Below are 19,212 nucleotides of genomic sequence, written 5' to 3'. Positions count from 1 at the left end.
GGTCCCCTTGGAGGGTGGTCAGGCTCTCGATCCGATTTTTGCCGCACGGTCCGGGCGAGCAGCCGGTTTCCGCTCGCTCCGATCATGCTCCAGCAAGGCTTCAAGAGAATGACCGATATCCTCGAATCGATGCGCCGCATCTTCGTTCCGATCCACAAGGAAGGGTATCCCTTCATCTTGATCGCTCTGTTCGCGACCCTCGTCCTGGCGTGGCTGTGGTCGCCGCTGGGCTGGATCGGCGCCATCCTGACGGTGTGGGTCTGCTACTTCTTCCGCGATCCGCCGCGCGTAACCCCGCTGCGCGAGGGCCTCGTCGTCTCTCCGGCGGACGGACGGGTGAATCTGATCACCACGGCGGTGCCCCCGGCGGAGCTGAGCCTGCCGCCCGAGCCGATGACCCGCATTTCGGTCTTCATGAACGTGTTCGACTGCCACGTGAACCGCTCGCCGGTGACGGGCCGCATCGAGCAGATCCTCTATACGCCCGGCCTGTTCCTCAACGCGGAGCTCGACAAGGCCAGCGAGGACAACGAGCGCAACGCCCTCGTCATCGAGACGGCCGGAACCCGGATCGGCGTCGTGCAGATCGCGGGCCTCGTGGCGCGCCGCATCGTTTCCTTCGTCAAGGTGGGCGATGCCTTGAGCACCGGCGAGCGCTTCGGCCTCATCCGGTTCGGTTCGCGGCTGGATATCTACGTGCCCATGAGCGCCCAGGTCCTCGTGGGCCTCGGCCAGACGGCGGTGGCTGGCGAGACGGTTCTGGCCGATCTGACCGCCAACGAGCCCGCCCGCCAATACCGCAACGGCTGACCGTCCTTTGCGCCAGGAAGGGCGGAAACGCGCCCTTCCTGATCCCTTGCCTGATCCCTTGCCGTCCACCGGGGCCGTGGGACGGAACTGTCCACAGCCATTTGCGCTTCTCCCATGACCACACCCTGCCCAGCTTGGCTCACGGGTCAGGCTGCTCCTCCCTTCCAGGCGCCGCCGGATCTTCGACCCGAAGGGCCACGTTCGTGAAAACCGGGTCCACTTTTCCGCGTGATGCGTTAGGTTCATGCCATGAGTGATCTTTTTCCTCCCTTCGCCCCGGATCCGAACGAGCCGCGCAAGCGGCTGTTCAAGCCCGTGCCGTTTCGCGTCATCGTCCCCAACATCATCACGCTGATCGCCCTGTGCCTGGGCCTCACGGCCATCAGGCTGGCCTTCGAGGGGCGCTATGAGCCGGCCGTCGTGGCCATCGTCGTGGCCGCCGTGCTGGACGGGATCGACGGCCGGGTGGCGCGCCTGCTGAAGGGGACGTCCCGCTTCGGGGCCGAGCTCGATTCCCTGGCCGATTTCGTCAATTTCGGTGTGACGCCGGCCCTCATCCTCTACAGCTTCCTGCTGCACGAGCTCAAAGCGATCGGGTGGATCGCCGTCCTGGTCTTCGCCATCGCCATGGTCCTGCGGCTGGCCCGCTTCAACGTGATGCTCGACGATCCGCACCGGCCGGAATGGAAGAAGAACTTCTTCACCGGAATGCCCGCTCCCGCGGGCGCGCTGACCTCGATGCTGCCGCTTTATCTCTCGTTCCTGGGCTTTCCGGTCGGCCCCGCGGTCGCGCCCATCGCGCTCGTCTACCTGCTGGGCTTGGCCTTTCTGATGGTCTCCACGATCCCGGTCTATTCGGGCAAGACCATCGGCGTGAAGGTGCCGCGCGAGTGGGTGCTGCCGATCTTCGTGCTTTCGGTGGCCGTCTTCGGGCTTCTGGTCAATTTTCCTTGGGAAATGCTGACCGGCATCACCGTTTTCTTCCTCGGCTCGATCCCGTTCAGCGTGATGCGCTATCGCCAGCTCGCCCGCGCCGAGGCCGCCAAGGGCCTCTCGAACCCGCCCCCGGCGCCGCCGGACAGCGAGCCGCCTTCCGCCGCTTGATTCAAGCGTCGCCGGTGCCATGTTGTGACCGGGCGCAAGGCCTTGCGCCCGGCAAAGTGTCAATCGTCCTGACGGGCTTTCTCGGCCCTGGAGCGTGGAGATCAAAGTGGCGTCTTCTTCCGAGGTGTCGAATTCCGGCTTGCGTCCGAAGCTCGTTCTGGCGTCCGCCTCGCCCCGCAGGCTCGCCCTTCTGCAGCAGGCCGGCATCGAGCCCGATGCCCTTCTGCCCGCGGACGTGGACGAGGCGCCTCTGAAGAACGAGGGCCCCAAGGACCTGGCCAAGCGCCTCGCCCGCTCCAAGGCGGAGGTCGCCCGCAAGACGGCGCGCAACCGCGAGGACCTGAAGGGCGCCTATATTCTCTCCGCCGATACGGTGGTGGTCGCGGGCGGGCGCATCCTGCCCAAGGCCGAGGTGGTGGACGAGGCGGCGGGCTGCCTGCGGATACTCTCGGGGCGGGCGCACCGGGTCTATACCTCCATCTGCCTCATCACGCCGAAGGATTCGCTCCGCGAGCGGCTCGTGGAAACCCGGGTGCGCTTCAAGCGTCTCTCACGGGAGGAATTCGAGCGTTATCTCGCGTCGGGCGAATGGCGCGGCAAGGCGGGCGGCTATGCGATCCAGGGACTGGCGGGCACCTTCGTGGTGAAGCTCGTCGGCTCCTACACCAACGTGGTGGGGCTGCCCCTCTACGAGGCCGTGGCGCTGCTCGACGGCGAGGGATTTCCCGTGCGCGGGACCTGGCTCGATGCCGCCTGATTCCGGAGAGGAGCAAGGCATGGACCCCGCCAACGAGAACAAGCCCCTGGCGTCGACCGGCAAATGCCCGATCTGCGGCAAGCCGGCGACCCCTGAATTCAAGCCCTTCTGCTCCAAGCGCTGCTCGGATGTCGACTTGAACCGCTGGCTCTCCGGCGGCTATGCAATTCCGGCCGTCGACGACCCGGAGGACCGGGGCGAGGACGACCGGGAAGACGGCGAATAAATTTCTTCGAAAAATTCTTCCGGGGCGGCTGGACACGCGGCAAAGGTCTGACTATACACCGCCCCACGACGCGCACGGCACACGCCGCGCCCCGGATGCCCAGGTAGCTCAGTTGGTAGAGCATGCGACTGAAAATCGCAGTGTCGGTGGTTCGATTCCGCCCCTGGGCACCACTCCTTTTCTGATTGATCAGAGGTTCGATGAGCGCTCCCGTGGAGCGCTTTTTGCGTTTCGGACCGAAAGCACCGAATTGATCCCGCTAAAGAACAGCGCATCCGAATGCGCGCAGCACCCCGCATTCGGGTCTGTGCTTTGATCCTCACTTGAGCGCATCGAAGATCGGCCCTGAGCATTGCGCGACGAAGATCAGGAGCAGGATGCCGATGAACCACAGCCAGGACCCGGATTTCTGCGGCTTGGCCGCGGGAGCGGCGGCTGCGGCCGGTGGGGCGCGGAAGACGGGCGCGGGCGGGGTGGGCAGGCGCTCGATCAGTTCGGCCGATTCCGCCCGGACCTCGCCTGCGGTGCCGAGGAACCGGAAATGCACGGGAATGCCGCCGACGAATCCGACCTCCGCCGGCTGGATCCGGGACTCGTGGTGGACCCACCAGTATTCCGTGCGTTCGTTCATGCGGCACCCTATCATAAATGTCCGTGTAGGCCGTGTGTTTTGCCAGAAGGCCGCACTGGAAATCCAGGCCCGTTCAGGCCACGATGACGCAAAGAGCATCGAGGAATCCCGTGAACGTTCTGGTGACTGGAGGGGCCGGCTATATTGGCGGCCACATGGTATTGGCTCTGCGCGATGCGGGCCACAATCCCGTTGTCTTCGACAATCTCTCGACCGGTTTCCGATGGTCCGTCCCTGAGGATGTGCCCCTCGTGGTCGGCGACGTGGGCGATTACGAGCTGGTGTTCCAGACGCTCAAAGCCCATTCCATCGACGCCATCGTGCATTTCGCCGCCAAGCTCGTCGTGCCGGAATCGGTGCGCGATCCGCTCGGCTATTACCTCAACAACACGGTCAAGAGCCGCTCGCTCCTGGCGGCGGCGGTCGCGGCGGGCATCCAGACCTTCGTGTTCTCCTCCACGGCGGCGGTCTACGGCAACGCGTCCGACCGGCCCCTTGCGGAGGATGCGCCGCTCGCGCCGCTCTCGCCCTATGGCAGCTCCAAGCAGCTCACCGAGGTAATGCTGCGCGACGTGGCGGCGGCGCACGGCATGCGCTTCGTGGTCCTGCGCTACTTCAACGTGGCGGGAGCGGATCCGGCCATGCGGCACGGGCAATGCACCGCGAATGCGACCCATCTCATCAAGGTGGCGGTCCAGACGGCCCTCGGCATGAGGCCCTCCATGGAGGTCTACGGGACCGATTACCCGACCCCGGACGGCACCTGCATCCGCGACTACATCCACGTGAGCGACCTGATCTCGGCCCATATGCAGGCGCTCGATCATCTCGCTGCCGGCGGCGAGAGCCTGGTGGTGAATTGCGGCTACGGCCACGGCTATTCGGTGTCGCAGGTGATCGACACGGTCCGAAAGATCTCCGGGCGGCCGCTCGAGGCCCGCCTCGCACCCCGGCGCGAGGGTGATCCGGTCAGCATCGTGGCCGATTCCACCCGCGCCCGCTCGCGGCTTCACTGGCAGCCCCGCTACGACGATCTCTCGACGATCGTGGAGCACACCCTGCGCTGGGAGTCCATGCTGCGCGAGCGAAACATGCGCCTCTGACGCAGCGGGTCACACGCCTTCCGGCCGGCCCGCGCTCAAGAAGGCGTGGAAAGCCGGGCGTGCTAAGAACAGGTTAAGAACCTCTGCCTCTAATGCGGACCGGCGGCCCGCGATTCCGGGCCGCGGGCGATGAGGAGAGGGCTGATCATGAATGCGGGCGCGACGAACGGAATTCTGCTCCTGGGGCGCATCCTGCTGGCCTGCTGCTTCCTGCCCCCCGCCATTGGCCGGCTCGCCAATATCTCGGGCTTCGCGGCGGCGCTGACCCTCAAGGGCATTCCTTACGGCGACATCGTGGCCACCGCCATCGCGGTCGCCGAAATCGTGGCTCCCCTTGCCCTGATCCTCGGCCTTGCACCGCGCGTGAGCGCCCTGGCCCTGATCGCGACCGTTGCGATCTCCACCGGAGCCCTGCACCGGTTCTGGGATTATGGCGGCCTGAACCGCCAGGTCGAGCAGGCGCTCTTCCTCGCCAATCTCGGCGTCCTGTCCGGGCTGATGTTCTCCCTCATCGCCGGTCCCGGGGCCTGGAGCTGGCAGGGCTGGTGGAGCGGCATGGGGGTGAGGAAGCCCGCAAAGAAGAAGCGCCAGTCCCGTCCGCGCGCGGCCAAGCCCAAGCCGAAGCCGGCCCCGGTCCGTCCCGCGGAGGACGAGGAGGAGTTCGCCAACGCCGCCTGACGGGCAGCGATCGGGTCGTGTCCACAGCCGGCGGGCCGCGCGGGCGAAAAGCGGTTCCCACTTTCCGTGTCCGATGCTCTGGACGCGACTCGCTTTCATCCCCAAATGAGTGCCTTCATTCAGCCCTTTATCGACGCGATAAGGCTGGACCGCCACGCTCACGCGGCGAGCCGCCTTGCGGATATGTCCTGTTTTCGGGTTTGCAGTCGAGTCATGCTCAAGAAGTCTTTGCGCCGTTCCGCCGGTCTCGCCCTCGTCCTGGCGGTCGCTACGCCGGCCCTTGCCCAGCAGCGGGCGGCCGACCCGCTGACGCGCTTCCTCGACGGCATCTTCAAGCCCGGTCAGGGGCAGGGCGGCGCACCGGAGGCGCAGGCCGCTCCGGTTCAGCAGGCGGAGCCCGCCGCTCCCGCGGCTGCCCCGACTCCGGTTCACCCGCAGGCCAAGCCCCAGGCCAACCCTCAGACCAAGCCTCAGACCAGAACTGCGGCGCCCAAGCCGAAGCCGCCGGCCCGTCAGCAGACCGCGCAGCCTCAAACCCAGCCGGCCGCCGCACCGGAGCCGAAACCCGCTCCTGCCGCGCCTGCGGTGAAGGAAGCCGTCTCGGAACCCCCGAAGCCCGCGCCGCAGCCGCAGGCCCAGGCAGTCGAAGCGCCGAAGGCTCCCGAGCCGGCTCCCGTCAAGGTGCCCGAGCCGCCGAAGCCCGCGCGCGCGACGCCCTCGCAGAGCGCTCCGGCGTCGACCTCCGTCGCGGCCCGGGCTGCCCCGGTCACGCCGGTTTCTCCGCCCAACCCGACCTCTCCGGCGGCCGCCCTGGAGCGGGTGAACGCCTATTTCAACAGCATGGAGCAGATGTCCGCCTATTTCGTGCAGAAGAACCCCAACGGCCAGCAGGTGGAGGGAACCCTCTCCGTGCAGCGTCCGGGGCGGCTGCACTTCGCCTATTCGCCGCCGAGCACCCTCGAAATCGTGTCGGACGGGCGCAACGTGGCGATCCGGGACAAGAAGCTCGGCACCAACGACGTCTATCCCGTCGGCCAGACGCCCCTGAAGTTCCTGGTGCAGGAGAACGTCGATCTGGCGCGCGACACGAAGATCCGCGACGTCCAGATCGGCCGCGACGGCATGATCACGGTGGCGTTCGACGACAGCGCGACGCTCGGCGGAACGTCCAAGATCACGCTGCGCTTCGACAGCCGCGCGAACGCCCTCAAGCAATGGACCATCGTGGATTCCCAGGGCTACGAGACCACGGTGGTCCTGTCCGGCCTCAACGTGGTGCAGCGCAGGAGCGCCGGCGCCAACTGAACTCCGGATCGAACCCGTGGAAAGGCCCATGTTTCTCGAACCGGGGGCTAGCCTGCCCGAGGATTCGGTCTAGAACTCGGCGTGGCCCCGCGGAGGGCCGGAACCCGAACAGCCGTGGCAGGTGAGCATGGTCGATCAAGCAGCCCTGGGGGCATATGCCGGTTACGTTCTCGAGGATGCGACGATCCCGGAACTGCCGAACCATTACCGGGGCAAGGTGCGCGACAATTACGACCTGCCGGACGGGCGGCGCATCATCATCGCGTCCGACCGCATCAGCGCCTTCGACCGCAACCTGGCGGCCATTCCGCTGAAAGGGCAGGTGCTCACGCAGACCGCCCGGTTCTGGTTCGAGCAGACGGCGGATCTCTGCCCCAACCACATCATCGAATATCCCGATCCGAACGTGGCCGTGTGCAAGACGCTCACCATCCTGCCGGTCGAGATCGTGGTGCGCGATTATCTCGCCGGAACCACCGGCACCTCGATCCTCTCGCTCTACAAGCAGGGCGCGCGCGAGATGTACGGCATCCGCCTGCCGGACGGCATGCGCGACAATCAGAAGCTGCCGCAGACGATCATCACGCCGACCACCAAGGCCTTCGATGGCGGCCACGACGAGCCGCTGACCGCAGAGGAGATCGTCGAGCGCAAGCTGCTGACCGCCGAGCAGTGGAAGACCGTGTCGGATTACGCTCTCGCGCTCTTCGCCAGGGGGCGCGACATGGCGGCGGCCCGCGGTCTCATCCTCGTCGACACCAAATACGAGTTCGGCATCGACGAGGCGGGCCGGATCATGATCGCCGACGAGATCCATACGCCCGACAGCAGCCGCTACTGGTTCGCCGAGAGCTATGCGGAGCGCTTCGAGGCGGGCGAGCGGCCCGAGAGCTTCGACAAGGATTTCGTGCGCAGCTGGGTCGTCGCGCGCTGCGATCCCTACAAGGATCCGATCCCCGAAATCCCCGCCGACGTGATCCTGGAAACCTCGCGCGTCTATATCGACGCCTATGAGCGCATCACCGGCCGGAGCTTCGCCCTGCCGGATGCAGACGTTCCGGTGCTGGAGCGCATCCGGACCAATCTGGCGCGGTACTTTTAGAGCATCGGACGCAAAAGTGGGAACCGGTTTTGCGTGGAAAGATGCTCAGAAAACCATAGACTGACAGCATCGGATGTGGGTCCGATGTCACATCCGATGCTGTCGCGCATCGATCGGGGATCCTCCGCGTCGTCATGCCCGGCCCCGAGCCGGGCATCCACGTCTTGGGAACCATCGCGCCTCAAAGACCCGGCTGGCCGGGACAAGCCCGGCCGTCACTGCAGAAACGCCTTCACGGCCTTCGCCACGGCCCGGGTCCGTTCGACGGGGAGCATATGCGTTTCGCCCCTGAACAGCTTGAGCTCTGAGGAGGGAATCAGCCGGGCCGTTTCCTCCATCGCGTCGACGTCGAAGAACGGGTCGCGGGTCGCGCCGACGAGCAGCGTGCGGGCCCGGATCGCTTTCAGCCAATCCGGATTTGAACCGAAATCCTCGCCCGCCACCGCGTGAAGGCCACGCACGATGGTGGCGGGATCGTTCATCGTCTCCCGGAGCCTGCCGCGCTCCTGCTTCAGGCGCATGCGGAGCAGCCAATTGAGCCAGGGGCGTCGGAAGACGAGGCCGAATTCGTCGAGGAAGCCCTCGAAATCGCCCTGCCAGGCGCACGCGATCTGCCGGTCGACGCTGCGGCGGCCCTCCCGCGAGAAGCGGTGGGCACTCACCATGAGGACCAGATCCTTCACGAGATCGGGATGGGCGGCGGCAAGGCGCGTCGCCGCGAAGCCGCCGAAGGAGATGCCCATCACGCTCGCGGGACCGATCTCCTCGCGCAGGATCCGCGACACGTCTCCGACGATGGAACCGATGCTGTAGCCCGCCGGCGGCGCGGGATCGTAGCCGAGCACATAGGCCGTGCGATGGGACGGCAGGAGCCGCGCGATGCGCTTGGCGTCTCTTGCCGTGCGGGCGGGCGTAGGGCGCCGGACGAAGGCCTGCCCGCCGTTGAGAACGACGATGGGGTCGGGGCCGGAGCCGATCTTCGCGAAGGGAATCCGGCTCAGGAATGTGCCTGTGTCGAAAGTCGTCATGGTCGAAAGCTGTCGCTGGAGGCAGCCCGTCGCGGAATCCGCGCGAGAGGAACAGGGCTGCTTCGAGTCAAATGGAAAACTGCCGGAGGGGATCGCAGACCGATGTGCGCGATCGCACGCCGTCCACGCACGGGTGGAGCGGAGGAAAAGGCAGATTGTGGAGCCGACGGACGCTTGAAGGGCGGCGGCGGCTTGCGGGCCGGAGTGTTTTCTTATGGGCGGAAATCCGCGCCGTCAACCGCCAGGTCGCCCGGGCCGCGACCCTTACCGCCGGGTTCGGGGCGGTGCCGCTTCCACGGCCAGCGTCCCTCGATCTCCACTTCGAGGGAGAAGCTCAGGAACGTGCGGATGAGCACGATGCCGCCCAGGATGAGCAGGCTTTCCAGGGACGGCTCGATGGCGACCGTGTTGATGATGTCGGCCGCAACGAGAAACTCGAGGCCGAGCAGGATCGCGCGCCCGATATTGGAGCGGTAGAGCCCGAAGACATCGTCCAGGCCGCGCCCCTGCAGCAACTGCCAGAGGACGGCGAGCGTCGCCCCCAGGGTGCCGAGGACGATGATGGCGATGCCGCCCACCTCGATGGCGCGCGTGGTGAGCTTCAGGGCCTGCGGGAACCAATCGTCCATGAGCAATCCTTCGAGCAATCCTTCGAGCAATCCTTCGCACGGAGCCTGGACAATGATTCATAGGACAGCGCGCCCGGCCCACCAGGGGAGGCCCGCGGAAGCTCGGTGCGCCAAAGACAAAGGGCCGGTCTGAGACCGGCCCTTGCTTCATGCTCGAGATGGCGTCCGCTCTAGTAGTACGAGACGCGCCCGTCTTCCGTGTCGACGTCGTTGAAGGGGCTGCGGCCGTTCAGCACCACCACCGGCGAGCCGACGGGCACGCGGCTATAGAGGTCGATCACGTCCTGATTGAACATGCGGATGCAGCCGGACGAGACCGATTGGCCGATCGACCAGGGCTCCGTCGTTCCGTGGATGCGGTACATGGTGTCGACGCCGTTGTTGTAGAGATAGAGCGCGCGGGCGCCGAGGGGGTTCTGAATGCCGCCCGGCATGCCGCCGGCCCACGGACGGTTGCGCTCGGGTTCGCGCTTGATCATCGCGGCGGTGGGCGTCCAGTTGGGCCATGTGGCCTTGCGGCCGACGCGCGCGCGGCCGGCCCAGGCCATGCCCTCCTTGCCCACGCCGATGCCGTAGCGGATGGCGCGGCCGCCTTCCCGCACGAGATAGAGATAATGGGCCGATGTATCGACCACGACGGTGCCGGGCTCCTCGCGGCCGTAATAGGCAACCTCCCGGCGCAGGAAGCGCGGGTCGACTTCGGAGATGTCGGTGGCGGGAAGCGGATGGGCCTCGTCCGGGCGCGAGCCGTACATGGTCATGAAGGCGGGATCGATGCGGCTGACCGCCTGCTGCGGCGGACCCGACGGGGTGACACAGGCCGCGAGCGCCATCGGGAGAAGCAGGGCGCAGAAGCGGATGGCGTTTCGCAACATGGGCAAGCGTGAGGCCGTGAGAGCAAACATCAGTGGGGGAGGCTCGCAGTTTCTGGTTTTTCGCTTTTACCGCCAGGGGTTGGTGGCGGCGCTGAAGATCCAAGAAGTTCATAGCCCAGGTGGTGACAACAAGGTGTTACCGCAATGGCAGAAATGTGGCTGGGCCGCGCTGTGATCAAAAGGACACAATCATGGGGCAGGGTTGAAAGAATTCCCCCGGGATGGGTACAACGTCCGCGCAGGGCCCTGCGAGGGGCACGGCCTTTCCTTCAATGAGTGACGCGATGCAATCTCTTTCCGTTTCCATGCTGACGATCTGCGGGATTTCCGAATTGCCGGACCAGAAGGAGAGGGCCGTCACGCATGTGCTCTCGATTCTCGATCCGGACCATCCGGATCCGGAGGCCTTCGGCGCCTACGATCCCCACCACCGCACGATCCTGCGCTTCCACGACATCATCAATCCCATCGAGGGCATGATCCTGCCGCAGGCCGAGCACGTGGAGGCCGTGCTGCGCTTCGGCGACGAGGTGGCGGCGGGCAGGGCCCAGCGCACGGAAGGGCATCTGCTCGTCCATTGCCACATGGGCATCTCGCGTTCGACCGCCGCGATGCTCACGCTGATGGCACAGAGCACGCCCGACGAGAGCGAAGACCGTCTCTTCGAGCGCCTGGTCGAGATCAGGCCCCAGGCCTGGCCGAACTCGCGCATGATCGCGTTCGCCGACGATTATCTGTCCCGCAACGGCCGCCTCGTCGACGCCCTGCGCCGGCACTACGGACGCCAGATCGGGCGCAAGCCCGAATTCGCGAAGTGGATGCAGGATCTCGGCCGCGGCCGCGAGGTCGAGATGGCGGCCTGAGGCCCCACCGCATTGGCGAAAAAGTGGGCCGGGTTCTTCGTACGCGCGATGCGCTGTTCTATCGTGGGAGCATCGGTTCTTGACCGGGAGCCCGGGACCGGTACTCTCGCACCGTCGAAAAAGGCGGACCGGTTTGGTTAGCCCGGTCGTTTCCTGCGGGAAGCTCTGGCTGGTGCGGTTGCACCAAGTCCCATGACGTGAGCCCCGGCGCATGGTGCGCCGGGACAACGTAGGGACATGACCCGATGCAACAACAGATATCCGTCATCACGCTCGGCGTGGGCGATCTCGCCCGCTCCCGGCGCTTCTATGTCGAGGGTTTCGGCTGGAGCCCCGTCTTCGAGAACGAAGACATCGTCTTCTACCAGATGAACGGTTTCGTCCTCGGAACATGGATCCGGCACGCCCTCGCCGAGGACATGCGGCGCGAGGATCGCGCCGCGCCGGGCCTTTTCTCTCTGGCCCACAATGTCTCCCGTCGCGAGGATGTGCAGGCCACGCTGGATCGCTTGTCCCGCGCCGGCGGCCGGATCATGCGGCCGGCCGACGCGCCGCCGCATGGAGGCTTTCGAGGGTATGTGGCCGATCCCGACGGGCATGCATGGGAGATCGCGTGGAACCCCGCCTGGGCGATCAGCCCCGAGGGGCATGTGACCTTCGGCGTGTAACGGGGGCTTGCGTCCGCCGCCCCATCGCGGCGGACGCTCGCTCGTGATTGCTACGCCTTGCCCAAAGCGCCGAAGCGCGCATCCTCGGCCCGCGCATGGACGGGCAGCGGCTCCTCGCTCGCGAGCTCTTCGAGAATCGGGCAATGGGGACGCGAATCCCCGCAGCAATGCTCGGCGAGATGTTTCAGGGTCGAGGCCATCTCCTGCAGCTCGCGGATCTTGCGCTCGAGCACGTCCACATGGCCGAGGGCAATGGCCTTCACGTCCTTGCTCGCGCGGTCGCGGTCGCGCCACAGCGAGACGAGATCGGCGATCTGCTCCACGGAGAAGCCGAGATCGCGGGCGCGGCGGATGAAACGGAGCGTATGCACGTCGTCATCCGAATAGACGCGGTAGCCCGCCTCCGTGCGCACGGTCTTCGGGATGAGACCGGTGGATTCGTAGTACCGGATCATTTTGGCGGAAACGCCGGAGGCCGAAGCCGCTTGTCCGATGTTCATGCCGCACCTCCTGCGGTTTGGACGGCAGGCATTGGGCTCTGCCGCGACTCGATGGGGGCCTTGAAGCGACGCAGCCGCAGCGCGTTGCCGACCACGAAGACGCTGGAGAGCGCCATGGCGGCGGCCGCGACGACGGGCGACAGAAGGGTTCCGTCGGCAGGATAGAGCACGCCCGCGGCGACCGGGATCAGCACCACGTTGTAGGCGAAAGCCCAGAACAGGTTCTGCCCGATATTGCGGATCGTCGCCTTCGACAGGGCGATGGCGTTGACGACGCCGCGCAGGTCCCCGGACATGAGAACCACGTCCGCGCTCTCGATGGCGATGTCCGTGCCCGTGCCGATGGCGATGCCGATATCGGCCTCGGCGAGCGCGGGCGCGTCGTTGATCCCGTCGCCCACGAAGGCGATGCGGCCATGGGCCTGGCGCAGGCGCTTCACCACGTCCACCTTGCCCTCGGGCAACACCTCAGCGACCACTTCGTCGATGCCGATGCGCCGGGCGATGGCCTGCGCGGTCCTGTGGTTGTCGCCGGTGATCATCGCGACCTTGAGGCCCAGGCCGTGCAGGGCCGCGATGGCTTCCGGCGTCGATTCCTTGATCGGGTCCGCCACGGCGACGATGGCCGCGAGCCTGCCGTCGACCGCGGCATAGAGCGGGCTCTTGCCCTCCGCGCCCAGGCGGGTCGCCGTGTCGGCGAAAGCCGCCACGTCGAGCCGGAGCTTCCGCATGAAGCGGTCGGCACCGACATCGACCCTGCGGCCCTCCACGACGGCCGAGACGCCGAAGCCGGGCACGGCCTCGAAGCTCTCGGGGACGGGAAGCGTCAAGCCCCGCCGTTCGGCAGCCGCGACGATCGCCTGCGCGATCGGGTGCTCGGAGCGGGCCTCCACGGCCGCGACGAGCCTCAGGGTATCGGCCTCGGCGAAGCCGGCGGCGGTGACGAAATCCGTCAGGTCGGGGCGTCCCTGCGTGAGCGTGCCCGTCTTGTCGAGGGCGACGACGCCGATCTCCTTCAGGCTCTGCAGCGCCTCGCCCTGGCGGAAGAGCACGCCGAGCTCCGCCGCGCGTCCCGTGCCGACCATGATCGAGGTCGGTGTCGCCAGTCCCATGGCGCAGGGACAGGCGATGATGAGCACGGCCACCGCATTGACGAGCGCGAAGGTGAGGGCGGGCTCCGGCCCGAGGATAAGCCAGACGGCGAAGGTCAGGGCCGCCGCCGCCATGACGGCGGGCACGAACCATGCGGTGATCGTGTCGACCATCGCCTGGATCGGCAGCTTCGAGCCCTGCGCCTGCTCCACCATGCGGATGATCTGGGACAGGACCGTGTCCGCGCCGATGCGCGTGGCCCGGAAGGTGAAGCCGCCGTTCTTGTTGATCGTGCCGCCGACGACCTCCGAGCCCGCCGATTTGTGGACCGGAACCGGCTCGCCGGTGATCATGGATTCGTCGACGAAGGAGGAACCGTCCACGACCTCGCCGTCGACCGGCACCTTCTCGCCCGGACGCACCTGCACGATGTCGCCGGTGAGCACCTGGTCGAGCGGAATTTCCAGCGTCGCGCCGTCGCGCATCACCCGGGCGGTCTTGGGGGAGAGGCCGACGAGGCGCTTGATCGCCTCCGAGGTCCGGCCCTTGGCCTTGGCCTCGAGGAAGCGGCCGAGCAGGATCAGCGTCACGATCACGGCGGCCGCCTCGTAATAGACATTGGCCATGCCGGCCGGCAGCGCCTCCGGCACGAAGGTCGCCACCACCGAATAGGCATAGGCCGCGCTGGTGCCGAGGACGACGAGGGAATTCATGTCGGGCGCTCCCCGCAGCAGGGCGGGAACTCCCTTGCGGAAGAAACGCAGGCCCGGACCGAACAGGACGAGCGTGGTCAGGGCGAATTGCAGATACCAGCTGGTCTGGTGGCCGAGGGTGTTCATGACCCAGTCATGGATGGCGTCGATGAAATGCGAGCCCATCTCGACCACGAAGACCGGCAGGGTGAGGACGGCCGCGATGGCGAGCGCGCGCTTCAGGCCCGCAATCTCGGCCTCGCGGGCCGAGCGCTCCCGGTCCGTCTCGTCCCGGTCCGTCGCATCCCGGTCCGTCGCATCCCGGTCCTGGCGAATCTCGCGGGCCTCGTAGCCCGTTGCATCGACGGCCGCGATCATCCGGGCCACCACGTCGGCTCCGCCGAGGTAATCGACGCCGGCGCGCTCGGTCGCGAGATTCACGCGGGCGTCCACCACGCCGGGAACGCGCTTGAGCGCCTTCTCGACCCGCGCCACGCAGGATGCGCAGGTCATGCCCTGGATCGCGAGATCCGCATGGTGTTCCGCAGGCTCATAGCCCACGGCCCGGATGGCCTCGGCCACCGCGCGGGAATCGGCCCGGTCGGCCGCGAACGCCACATGCGCCCGTTCGGTCGCCAGGTTCACATTCGCGGCGGTCACGCCGGGAACCGCGCGGATCGCCTTTTCGACACGGCCGACGCAGGATGCGCAGCTCATTCCCCGGACGGGAATGTCGAGGCTCTCCGAAGCGGCGGAACGGTTGGTGGCGGCCATCTTGACTCTCCTGATCCCTATATGGGGATGAGGTGTAATCCTTCCAATCATGGGAAGGTCAAGACGGCCTTACGGTTGCGTTTTGCAGGAACTCGGGCCGATCATGGGCCATTGTTCCGACATGTTCGCGCCATAGGTCGCGGGCTGAAACGTCGCCGCATGCCTGCACGAAGGCCATGCATGTCCATCGTCACCCTTGACCGAGCTGGATCGACCTTTGAAGCATAGCCATCACCAGGGGCGCCCCTTCCGGATCCTCACCTACAATGTTCACCGCTGGCTGGGCACCGATCGAAAAATCTCGCCCATGCGGACCGCCGAGGTCATCGCGGCGTGCAACCCGGATATCGTTGCGCTTCAGGAGGTGCGGGCCGGCCGCACGCGGGCCGGGGAGGCCGACCAGGCTGCCGGGCTGGCGGAGAAGCTCGGAATGGATCTCCATTTCCAGCCCACGATCCGGATCCTGGGCGAGCAATACGGGATCGCCATTCTCACCAGGCATCCCGCCCGTCTCGTGAAATCCGGTCGCCTGCCGACGCAATCGACCAGGCCCTCCTTCGAGAAGCGGAGCGCCCTGTGGGTGCGCACCGAGATCGACGGACAGACGGTCAATGTCATCAATGCCCACCTGTCCCTCCGGTCCGGCGAGCGCCGGGCTCAGGCATCGGCCCTGGTAGGACCCGACTGGATGGGACATCCCGAATGCGCGGATCCGGCGATCCTGCTCGGGGACTTCAATGCGCCGCCCTATTCGCGTTCCTACCGCATGATCGCCGACCGGCTGCGGGACGCGCAGCTCTCGAGCGCGCGCGGGGCGCCGCAGCCGACCTTCCACACCCGGGCCCCCTTGCTCCGCCTCGACCACGTCTTCGTCACGGGCTCGGTGGAGGTGGTCGAGGCTGCCCCGGTCAGGACCTTGCTCACCCGCGTCGCCTCGGACCATTTCCCCCTGCTGGCGGAACTCCGGGTTCGCAGCCACGCCACGGCTTCGGCCGCGGGCGGCAGGGAGGCGCCGCAAGGGGAGCTGATCGCGTCCGGCCAGGGCCCCGCCTCGGAATGAGGGCGCGCCGCGCCCGCCTCCATGACCCAGCCCAGGCCCCCGGAGTCCCGCGAGCCCGAAGGCCCGTGCGCGGGACCCAAAAACAACACAGAGACGCAAGGGGGCGCTAAGGGCCTGGAACCCCTTGCCATCTTTTTCGCGGGCGGCTAGGCAGCCGTTGCCATGCTGCCATTGTCCGTGTTCATCATTGCCAAGAACGAGGCCGACCGGATCGGCGCGACGATCCGCGCCGTGCGCGACCTGACGGACGATATCGTGGTCGTCGACTCGGGCTCGACCGACGGCACCCAGGCGCTGGCCGAGGAGCTGGGCGCGCGGGTGCTGTTCAATCCGTGGCCGGGCTACGGCCAGCAGAAGCGCTTCGGCGAGGATCAGTGCCGCCACGCCTGGCTGCTCAACCTCGATGCCGACGAGGAGCTCTCGCCGGCCCTGCGCGAGGAGATCCGGGCGCTGTTCGCGCATGGCGAGCCGGCGCGCCCGGCCTATGGCCTGCGCATCGCCGAGACCTATCCCGGCGAGGCCGCGCCGCATCCGCTCGCCTACCGGATCGCGCCGGTGCGGCTCTATCGCCGCGAGGTGGGGCGCTACTCGACCTCGCTGGTCCATGACCGGGTCGAGCTCAAGCCGGGCACGCGGGTCGGCAAGCTCAAGGGCCTGGTCCATCACCGCTCGATCCGCTCGCTCGGCGACCAGATCGCCAAGCTCAACTTCTACACCGACCAGCTCGCCCTCGACCTCGAGGTGCGGGGTGTCTCGATCCCGACCTGGCGGGTCTATTGCGAGTTCCCGGCCGCTTTCCTCAAGGCCTATTTCGGGCGGCTGCACTTCCTGCGCGGCACCTACGGCTTTCTTATCGCCATGAACTACGCCATCTGGCGCCACCTGCGCCTCGCCAAGCACTACGAGAAAAAGCGCCTGAGCTCCATGGCGAAGGCGACCAAGGCCGAGCAGGCCTGAGCGCCTTCGCGGGGAAACGTCGCGTCAGAGCGCGGCCGTGACCTGGATCTCGAGGGCATAAGCCGGATCGGCGAGCCGCGCCTGAACGCAGGCCCGCGCGGGCGTATGGCCGGGCACGACCCAGGCGTCCCAGACCGCGTTCATCTCATCATAGGACGCCATGTCGGTGAGCCAGATCGTGGCCTGCAGGAGCTTGGACTTGTCGCTGCCGATCTCGGTCAGGGACTGCTCGATCTGCGCCAGCACGTCCCGGGTCTGCTCCGTGACCGTCCCTGCCAGGGTGGTCTCGGGCACGTAGCCCGAAAAATAGGCCGTGTTCCCGTGAATCACGAGATCGCTGTAACGGGCGGCGACGCCGATCCGCTTGATGTCTGCCACGTCAGGCTCCTTTGGTCTCTTCGATGCCGCCTCCTAACACGGAGAGCACTGCCCGGCCCAGGTCAGGCGGGCGGCTTTTCCTTCTTAACAGGGTGCTTTTGGGCCTTGACGAAGGGCCCTTGTTCGCGTCTATTGCGCCACCTGCGAAGCAGGGTTGTGAACCCTGTCCATTCGCGAACGGAGACGTGGCCGAGAGGCTGAAGGCACTCGTTTGCTAAATGAGCATACCCCAAAAGGGTATCGAGGGTTCGAATCCCTCCGTCTCCGCCATATCACCCTGACATCACGAGGACTTTTGTGCGCCGGGGATATTCGGGGGACATTCCTTCGTGAATCAGGTGCATAGTCCAGGGACAACTCTGGGGATAACCCGGCTCCCGATCGAGCCGCCGGTTCTGGTTCCCCAGGCTCGACCGATTGACGGAACCGGAGGAGACGCGGCATGGACCGTTTCACGGGCGGCTGCCTGTGCGGCAACGTTCGAATTGTGGCGTCGGGACTGCCGTACCGGGTCGGCCTTTGTCACTGTCTCGACTGTCGCAAGCATCATGGCGCTCTTTTCCACGCCTCCGCGGTGTTCCCGCAGGATGCGGTGACGATCGACGGCGAAACACGCGACTATGCCGGGCGCTTCTTCTGCCCCCGCTGCGGATCGCCCGTCTTCTCGCGCACGGCGGACGAAGTCGAAGTGCATCTGGGATCCCTGGATGCTCCGGACCAGCTGATGCCGACCTACGAACTCTGGACCGTCCGCCGCGAGTCCTGGCTGCCGCCGTTCCCGCTCGTGCGGCGATACGAGCGCGATCGCAACTCCACGAGCCGCTTCGAGGAGTAGGCCGCACGACGGGTGCGAAGGCCCATCCGCTCTGCGACGGCCCGCTATCCCTTCGGCCCGAATCCGGCTTACGACCCGAATTTCCTCCGATGCTCCCTTCTTGGAAAGAGCGCATCTTTCTTGCGAAAAACCGGGTCGCGGTTTCCGCACGATGCGCTGAAACCGCGACCCGGTCTTCGTGTCCTGCCTTGAAAGATTTTCGGGAGGCCCGCCTGTCGAGGCGGCCAATGGGATTTTGAGCGTTCCGCTTACGGCTTCGCGCTCTGCGCTGCCGCGTCCGGACGCAGCGATCGCCGCCGCTCGCGCCGCATGCGCTTCATCAGAGCAATCGACGCGACGATCGTCCGCTCGAGCTGGCGCAGAGCGGGGGAGACGTCAGGCGATGAGGTCGACGGTGTGCTGTCTCGCATCGGGTGATGGGTCCTCGTTCCTTCCGATTGAACTGCCCTAAGGGCAGGCGGACAAGGCTTGCTTGGCAGTTAGGCCAGAATGTGGCTCCCCTTCGCGCCCGCAGGACAACCCGACGACTATTTCGGACAAGGTTGGGGATATTACGGGTATCGAGCCGCCGGCGACATCGCAGACGCCACGATATTGCGTGTCGCCAAACGATGTCTCGGCATCCGATGATGCCCGCATTCCGGGATCAGCAGCCGCTGCAGATGCCGCGATCGACGAGGCGATCGATCTCGCGGTCCATGCGGTCCATCTCGCCGTCGGCCACCGTATCGATGGACGAGAAGTTGTTCCGCGGCTGCGTGAACACCTCATGCTCGAGCTGTTCTTGGGACGGGATCCGGATCTCGCCCGAGGCCTCGAACGGGTCCCGCGGCTGCTGTGACAAGGCCGGTGAGGCTGCGAGTGCGATCGCCAGCATCGTCGCGGTAAAGACGGCTTTCATTGCGTCATTCCTCCATGGGGCTGCGGGCTGCTGCCCATGCTCACGCATTCGGGGCCGTGCGATGAGAGCAGGTTCGGCCGAAAGCCGCTTGATTCATTGGGACAAGGGCTGAACACTTTGCGACACGAACTCCGTCGGGCTTCCCGGAAGTGCCAAAGGACTACCGCTTAATTCTCGCGAACGATCCAGCGAGAGCGAAGGAGCGGACTCAATCAGGACACCATGCTCGGTAGAATGAGCATGC

23 protein-coding genes and 2 tRNA genes are annotated in these 19,212 nt (G+C 66.4%); 16 read left to right on the top strand and 9 right to left on the bottom strand.

The window, feature by feature from the left end:
- The first annotated feature begins 108 nt into the window (after nucleotides 1-108).
- The 5 genes from RE429_RS15535 (at nucleotide 109) to RE429_RS15515 (ending at nucleotide 3,070) form a co-directional block, all read left to right on the top strand.
- On the top strand, nucleotides 109-810 hold the full coding sequence (locus RE429_RS15535; RefSeq protein ID WP_414471627.1) for a phosphatidylserine decarboxylase: 702 nt from the start codon (nucleotides 109-111) through the stop codon (nucleotides 808-810).
- Between the two features lie 249 nt (nucleotides 811-1,059).
- A complete protein-coding gene (gene pssA, locus RE429_RS15530) occupies nucleotides 1,060-1,914 on the top strand; it encodes a CDP-diacylglycerol--serine O-phosphatidyltransferase (RefSeq protein ID WP_414471626.1) in 855 nt (284 codons plus the stop codon).
- A 106-nt stretch (nucleotides 1,915-2,020) separates the two neighbouring features.
- Complete coding sequence (locus tag RE429_RS15525) at nucleotides 2,021-2,671, top strand: Maf-like protein (RefSeq protein ID WP_414471625.1); 651 nt, start codon at nucleotides 2,021-2,023, stop codon at nucleotides 2,669-2,671.
- A 19-nt stretch (nucleotides 2,672-2,690) separates the two neighbouring features.
- Nucleotides 2,691-2,897: a DNA gyrase inhibitor YacG gene (gene yacG / locus RE429_RS15520; RefSeq protein WP_414471624.1), complete on the top strand. Its 207-nt coding sequence runs from the start codon at nucleotides 2,691-2,693 to the stop codon at nucleotides 2,895-2,897.
- Nucleotides 2,898-2,994: 97 nt separating this feature from the next.
- Nucleotides 2,995-3,070, top strand: a tRNA-Phe gene (locus tag RE429_RS15515).
- A 146-nt stretch (nucleotides 3,071-3,216) separates the two neighbouring features.
- Here RE429_RS15515 and RE429_RS15510 read toward each other — a convergent pair.
- Complete coding sequence (locus RE429_RS15510; RefSeq protein WP_414471623.1) at nucleotides 3,217-3,528, bottom strand: hypothetical protein; 312 nt, start codon at nucleotides 3,526-3,528, stop codon at nucleotides 3,217-3,219.
- Nucleotides 3,529-3,638: 110 nt separating this feature from the next.
- Here RE429_RS15510 and galE point away from each other — a divergent pair, with 110 nt between their 5' ends.
- The 4 genes from galE (at nucleotide 3,639) to RE429_RS15490 (ending at nucleotide 7,716) form a co-directional block, all read left to right on the top strand.
- Complete coding sequence (gene galE, locus RE429_RS15505; protein ID WP_414471622.1) at nucleotides 3,639-4,631, top strand: UDP-glucose 4-epimerase GalE; 993 nt, start codon at nucleotides 3,639-3,641, stop codon at nucleotides 4,629-4,631.
- 147 nt (nucleotides 4,632-4,778) lie between these two features.
- Nucleotides 4,779-5,309 (top strand): DoxX family protein, encoded by a 531-nt coding sequence (locus tag RE429_RS15500; protein ID WP_414471621.1) that lies wholly within the window; start codon nucleotides 4,779-4,781, stop codon nucleotides 5,307-5,309.
- 213 nt (nucleotides 5,310-5,522) lie between these two features.
- Nucleotides 5,523-6,614, top strand: coding sequence for an outer-membrane lipoprotein carrier protein LolA (locus RE429_RS15495; protein ID WP_414471620.1), 1,092 nt, complete (start codon nucleotides 5,523-5,525; stop codon nucleotides 6,612-6,614).
- Nucleotides 6,615-6,741: 127 nt separating this feature from the next.
- A complete protein-coding gene (locus RE429_RS15490; protein ID WP_414471619.1) occupies nucleotides 6,742-7,716 on the top strand; it encodes a phosphoribosylaminoimidazolesuccinocarboxamide synthase in 975 nt (324 codons plus the stop codon).
- A 215-nt stretch (nucleotides 7,717-7,931) separates the two neighbouring features.
- Here RE429_RS15490 and RE429_RS15485 read toward each other — a convergent pair whose 3' ends face one another.
- The 3 genes from RE429_RS15485 to RE429_RS15475 form a co-directional block, all read right to left on the bottom strand.
- Complete coding sequence (locus tag RE429_RS15485) at nucleotides 7,932-8,744, bottom strand: alpha/beta fold hydrolase (RefSeq protein WP_414471618.1); 813 nt, start codon at nucleotides 8,742-8,744, stop codon at nucleotides 7,932-7,934.
- A 212-nt stretch (nucleotides 8,745-8,956) separates the two neighbouring features.
- Nucleotides 8,957-9,373: a DUF1622 domain-containing protein gene (locus tag RE429_RS15480; protein WP_414471617.1), complete on the bottom strand. Its 417-nt coding sequence runs from the start codon at nucleotides 9,371-9,373 to the stop codon at nucleotides 8,957-8,959.
- Nucleotides 9,374-9,543: 170 nt separating this feature from the next.
- Nucleotides 9,544-10,248 (bottom strand): L,D-transpeptidase, encoded by a 705-nt coding sequence (locus RE429_RS15475; protein ID WP_414471616.1) that lies wholly within the window; start codon nucleotides 10,246-10,248, stop codon nucleotides 9,544-9,546.
- On the opposite strand from RE429_RS15475, the gene RE429_RS15470 reads away from it, so the two are divergent.
- The 3 genes from RE429_RS15470 to RE429_RS15460 all read left to right on the top strand — a co-directional run bounded on the left by RE429_RS15470 (nucleotide 10,232) and on the right by RE429_RS15460 (nucleotide 11,779).
- Complete coding sequence (locus tag RE429_RS15470; RefSeq protein ID WP_414471615.1) at nucleotides 10,232-10,423, top strand: hypothetical protein; 192 nt, start codon at nucleotides 10,232-10,234, stop codon at nucleotides 10,421-10,423. The genes RE429_RS15475 and RE429_RS15470 overlap by 17 nt on opposite strands.
- A 109-nt stretch (nucleotides 10,424-10,532) precedes the next feature.
- Entirely contained in the window at nucleotides 10,533-11,111 is a 579-nt protein-coding gene (locus tag RE429_RS15465; RefSeq protein WP_414471614.1) for a tyrosine phosphatase family protein, read from the top strand.
- A 245-nt stretch (nucleotides 11,112-11,356) separates the two neighbouring features.
- Nucleotides 11,357-11,779 (top strand): VOC family protein, encoded by a 423-nt coding sequence (locus RE429_RS15460; protein ID WP_414471613.1) that lies wholly within the window; start codon nucleotides 11,357-11,359, stop codon nucleotides 11,777-11,779.
- A gap of 50 nt (nucleotides 11,780-11,829) precedes the next feature.
- Here the strand turns inward: RE429_RS15460 and cueR are convergent, their stop codons facing one another.
- Nucleotides 11,830-12,279, bottom strand: coding sequence for a Cu(I)-responsive transcriptional regulator (gene cueR, locus RE429_RS15455; protein WP_414471612.1), 450 nt, complete (start codon nucleotides 12,277-12,279; stop codon nucleotides 11,830-11,832).
- Entirely contained in the window at nucleotides 12,276-14,837 is a 2,562-nt protein-coding gene (locus RE429_RS15450) for a heavy metal translocating P-type ATPase (RefSeq protein WP_414471611.1), read from the bottom strand. Before RE429_RS15450 ends, cueR begins: the two co-directional genes overlap by 4 nt.
- A 217-nt stretch (nucleotides 14,838-15,054) precedes the next feature.
- On the opposite strand from RE429_RS15450, the gene RE429_RS15445 reads away from it, so the two are divergent.
- On the top strand, nucleotides 15,055-15,897 hold the full coding sequence (locus tag RE429_RS15445; protein WP_414471610.1) for an endonuclease/exonuclease/phosphatase family protein: 843 nt from the start codon (nucleotides 15,055-15,057) through the stop codon (nucleotides 15,895-15,897).
- Between the two features lie 162 nt (nucleotides 15,898-16,059).
- The gene (locus RE429_RS15440; protein WP_414471609.1) at nucleotides 16,060-16,854 is read left to right on the top strand and encodes a glycosyltransferase family 2 protein; all 795 of its coding nucleotides are present in this window, start codon (nucleotides 16,060-16,062) and stop codon (nucleotides 16,852-16,854) included.
- A 24-nt stretch (nucleotides 16,855-16,878) separates the two neighbouring features.
- Here RE429_RS15440 and RE429_RS15435 read toward each other — a convergent pair whose 3' ends face one another.
- Nucleotides 16,879-17,232, bottom strand: coding sequence for a RidA family protein (locus RE429_RS15435; RefSeq protein ID WP_414471608.1), 354 nt, complete (start codon nucleotides 17,230-17,232; stop codon nucleotides 16,879-16,881).
- A 179-nt stretch (nucleotides 17,233-17,411) separates the two neighbouring features.
- Between RE429_RS15435 and RE429_RS15430 the strand changes: the two genes are divergently transcribed.
- Together RE429_RS15430 and RE429_RS15425 are read left to right on the top strand one after the other, a co-directional pair.
- Nucleotides 17,412-17,502 (top strand) — tRNA-Ser (locus tag RE429_RS15430).
- 172 nt (nucleotides 17,503-17,674) lie between these two features.
- Nucleotides 17,675-18,067, top strand: coding sequence for a GFA family protein (locus RE429_RS15425; RefSeq protein ID WP_414471607.1), 393 nt, complete (start codon nucleotides 17,675-17,677; stop codon nucleotides 18,065-18,067).
- A 248-nt stretch (nucleotides 18,068-18,315) separates the two neighbouring features.
- Here the strand turns inward: RE429_RS15425 and RE429_RS15420 are convergent, their stop codons facing one another.
- Together RE429_RS15420 and RE429_RS15415 are read right to left on the bottom strand one after the other, a co-directional pair.
- Nucleotides 18,316-18,477, bottom strand: coding sequence for a hypothetical protein (locus tag RE429_RS15420; protein ID WP_414471606.1), 162 nt, complete (start codon nucleotides 18,475-18,477; stop codon nucleotides 18,316-18,318).
- A gap of 236 nt (nucleotides 18,478-18,713) precedes the next feature.
- Nucleotides 18,714-18,968, bottom strand: coding sequence for a hypothetical protein (locus tag RE429_RS15415; RefSeq protein WP_414471605.1), 255 nt, complete (start codon nucleotides 18,966-18,968; stop codon nucleotides 18,714-18,716).
- Nucleotides 18,969-19,212 lie beyond the last annotated feature (244 nt).

This window comes from Microvirga sp. M2 (assembly GCF_047497095.1).
Taxonomy (GTDB): Bacteria; Pseudomonadota; Alphaproteobacteria; order Rhizobiales; family Beijerinckiaceae; genus Microvirga.
Note: the sequence above shows the minus strand (reverse complement) of the source record. Positions and strands in the feature narration are given on the sequence as shown.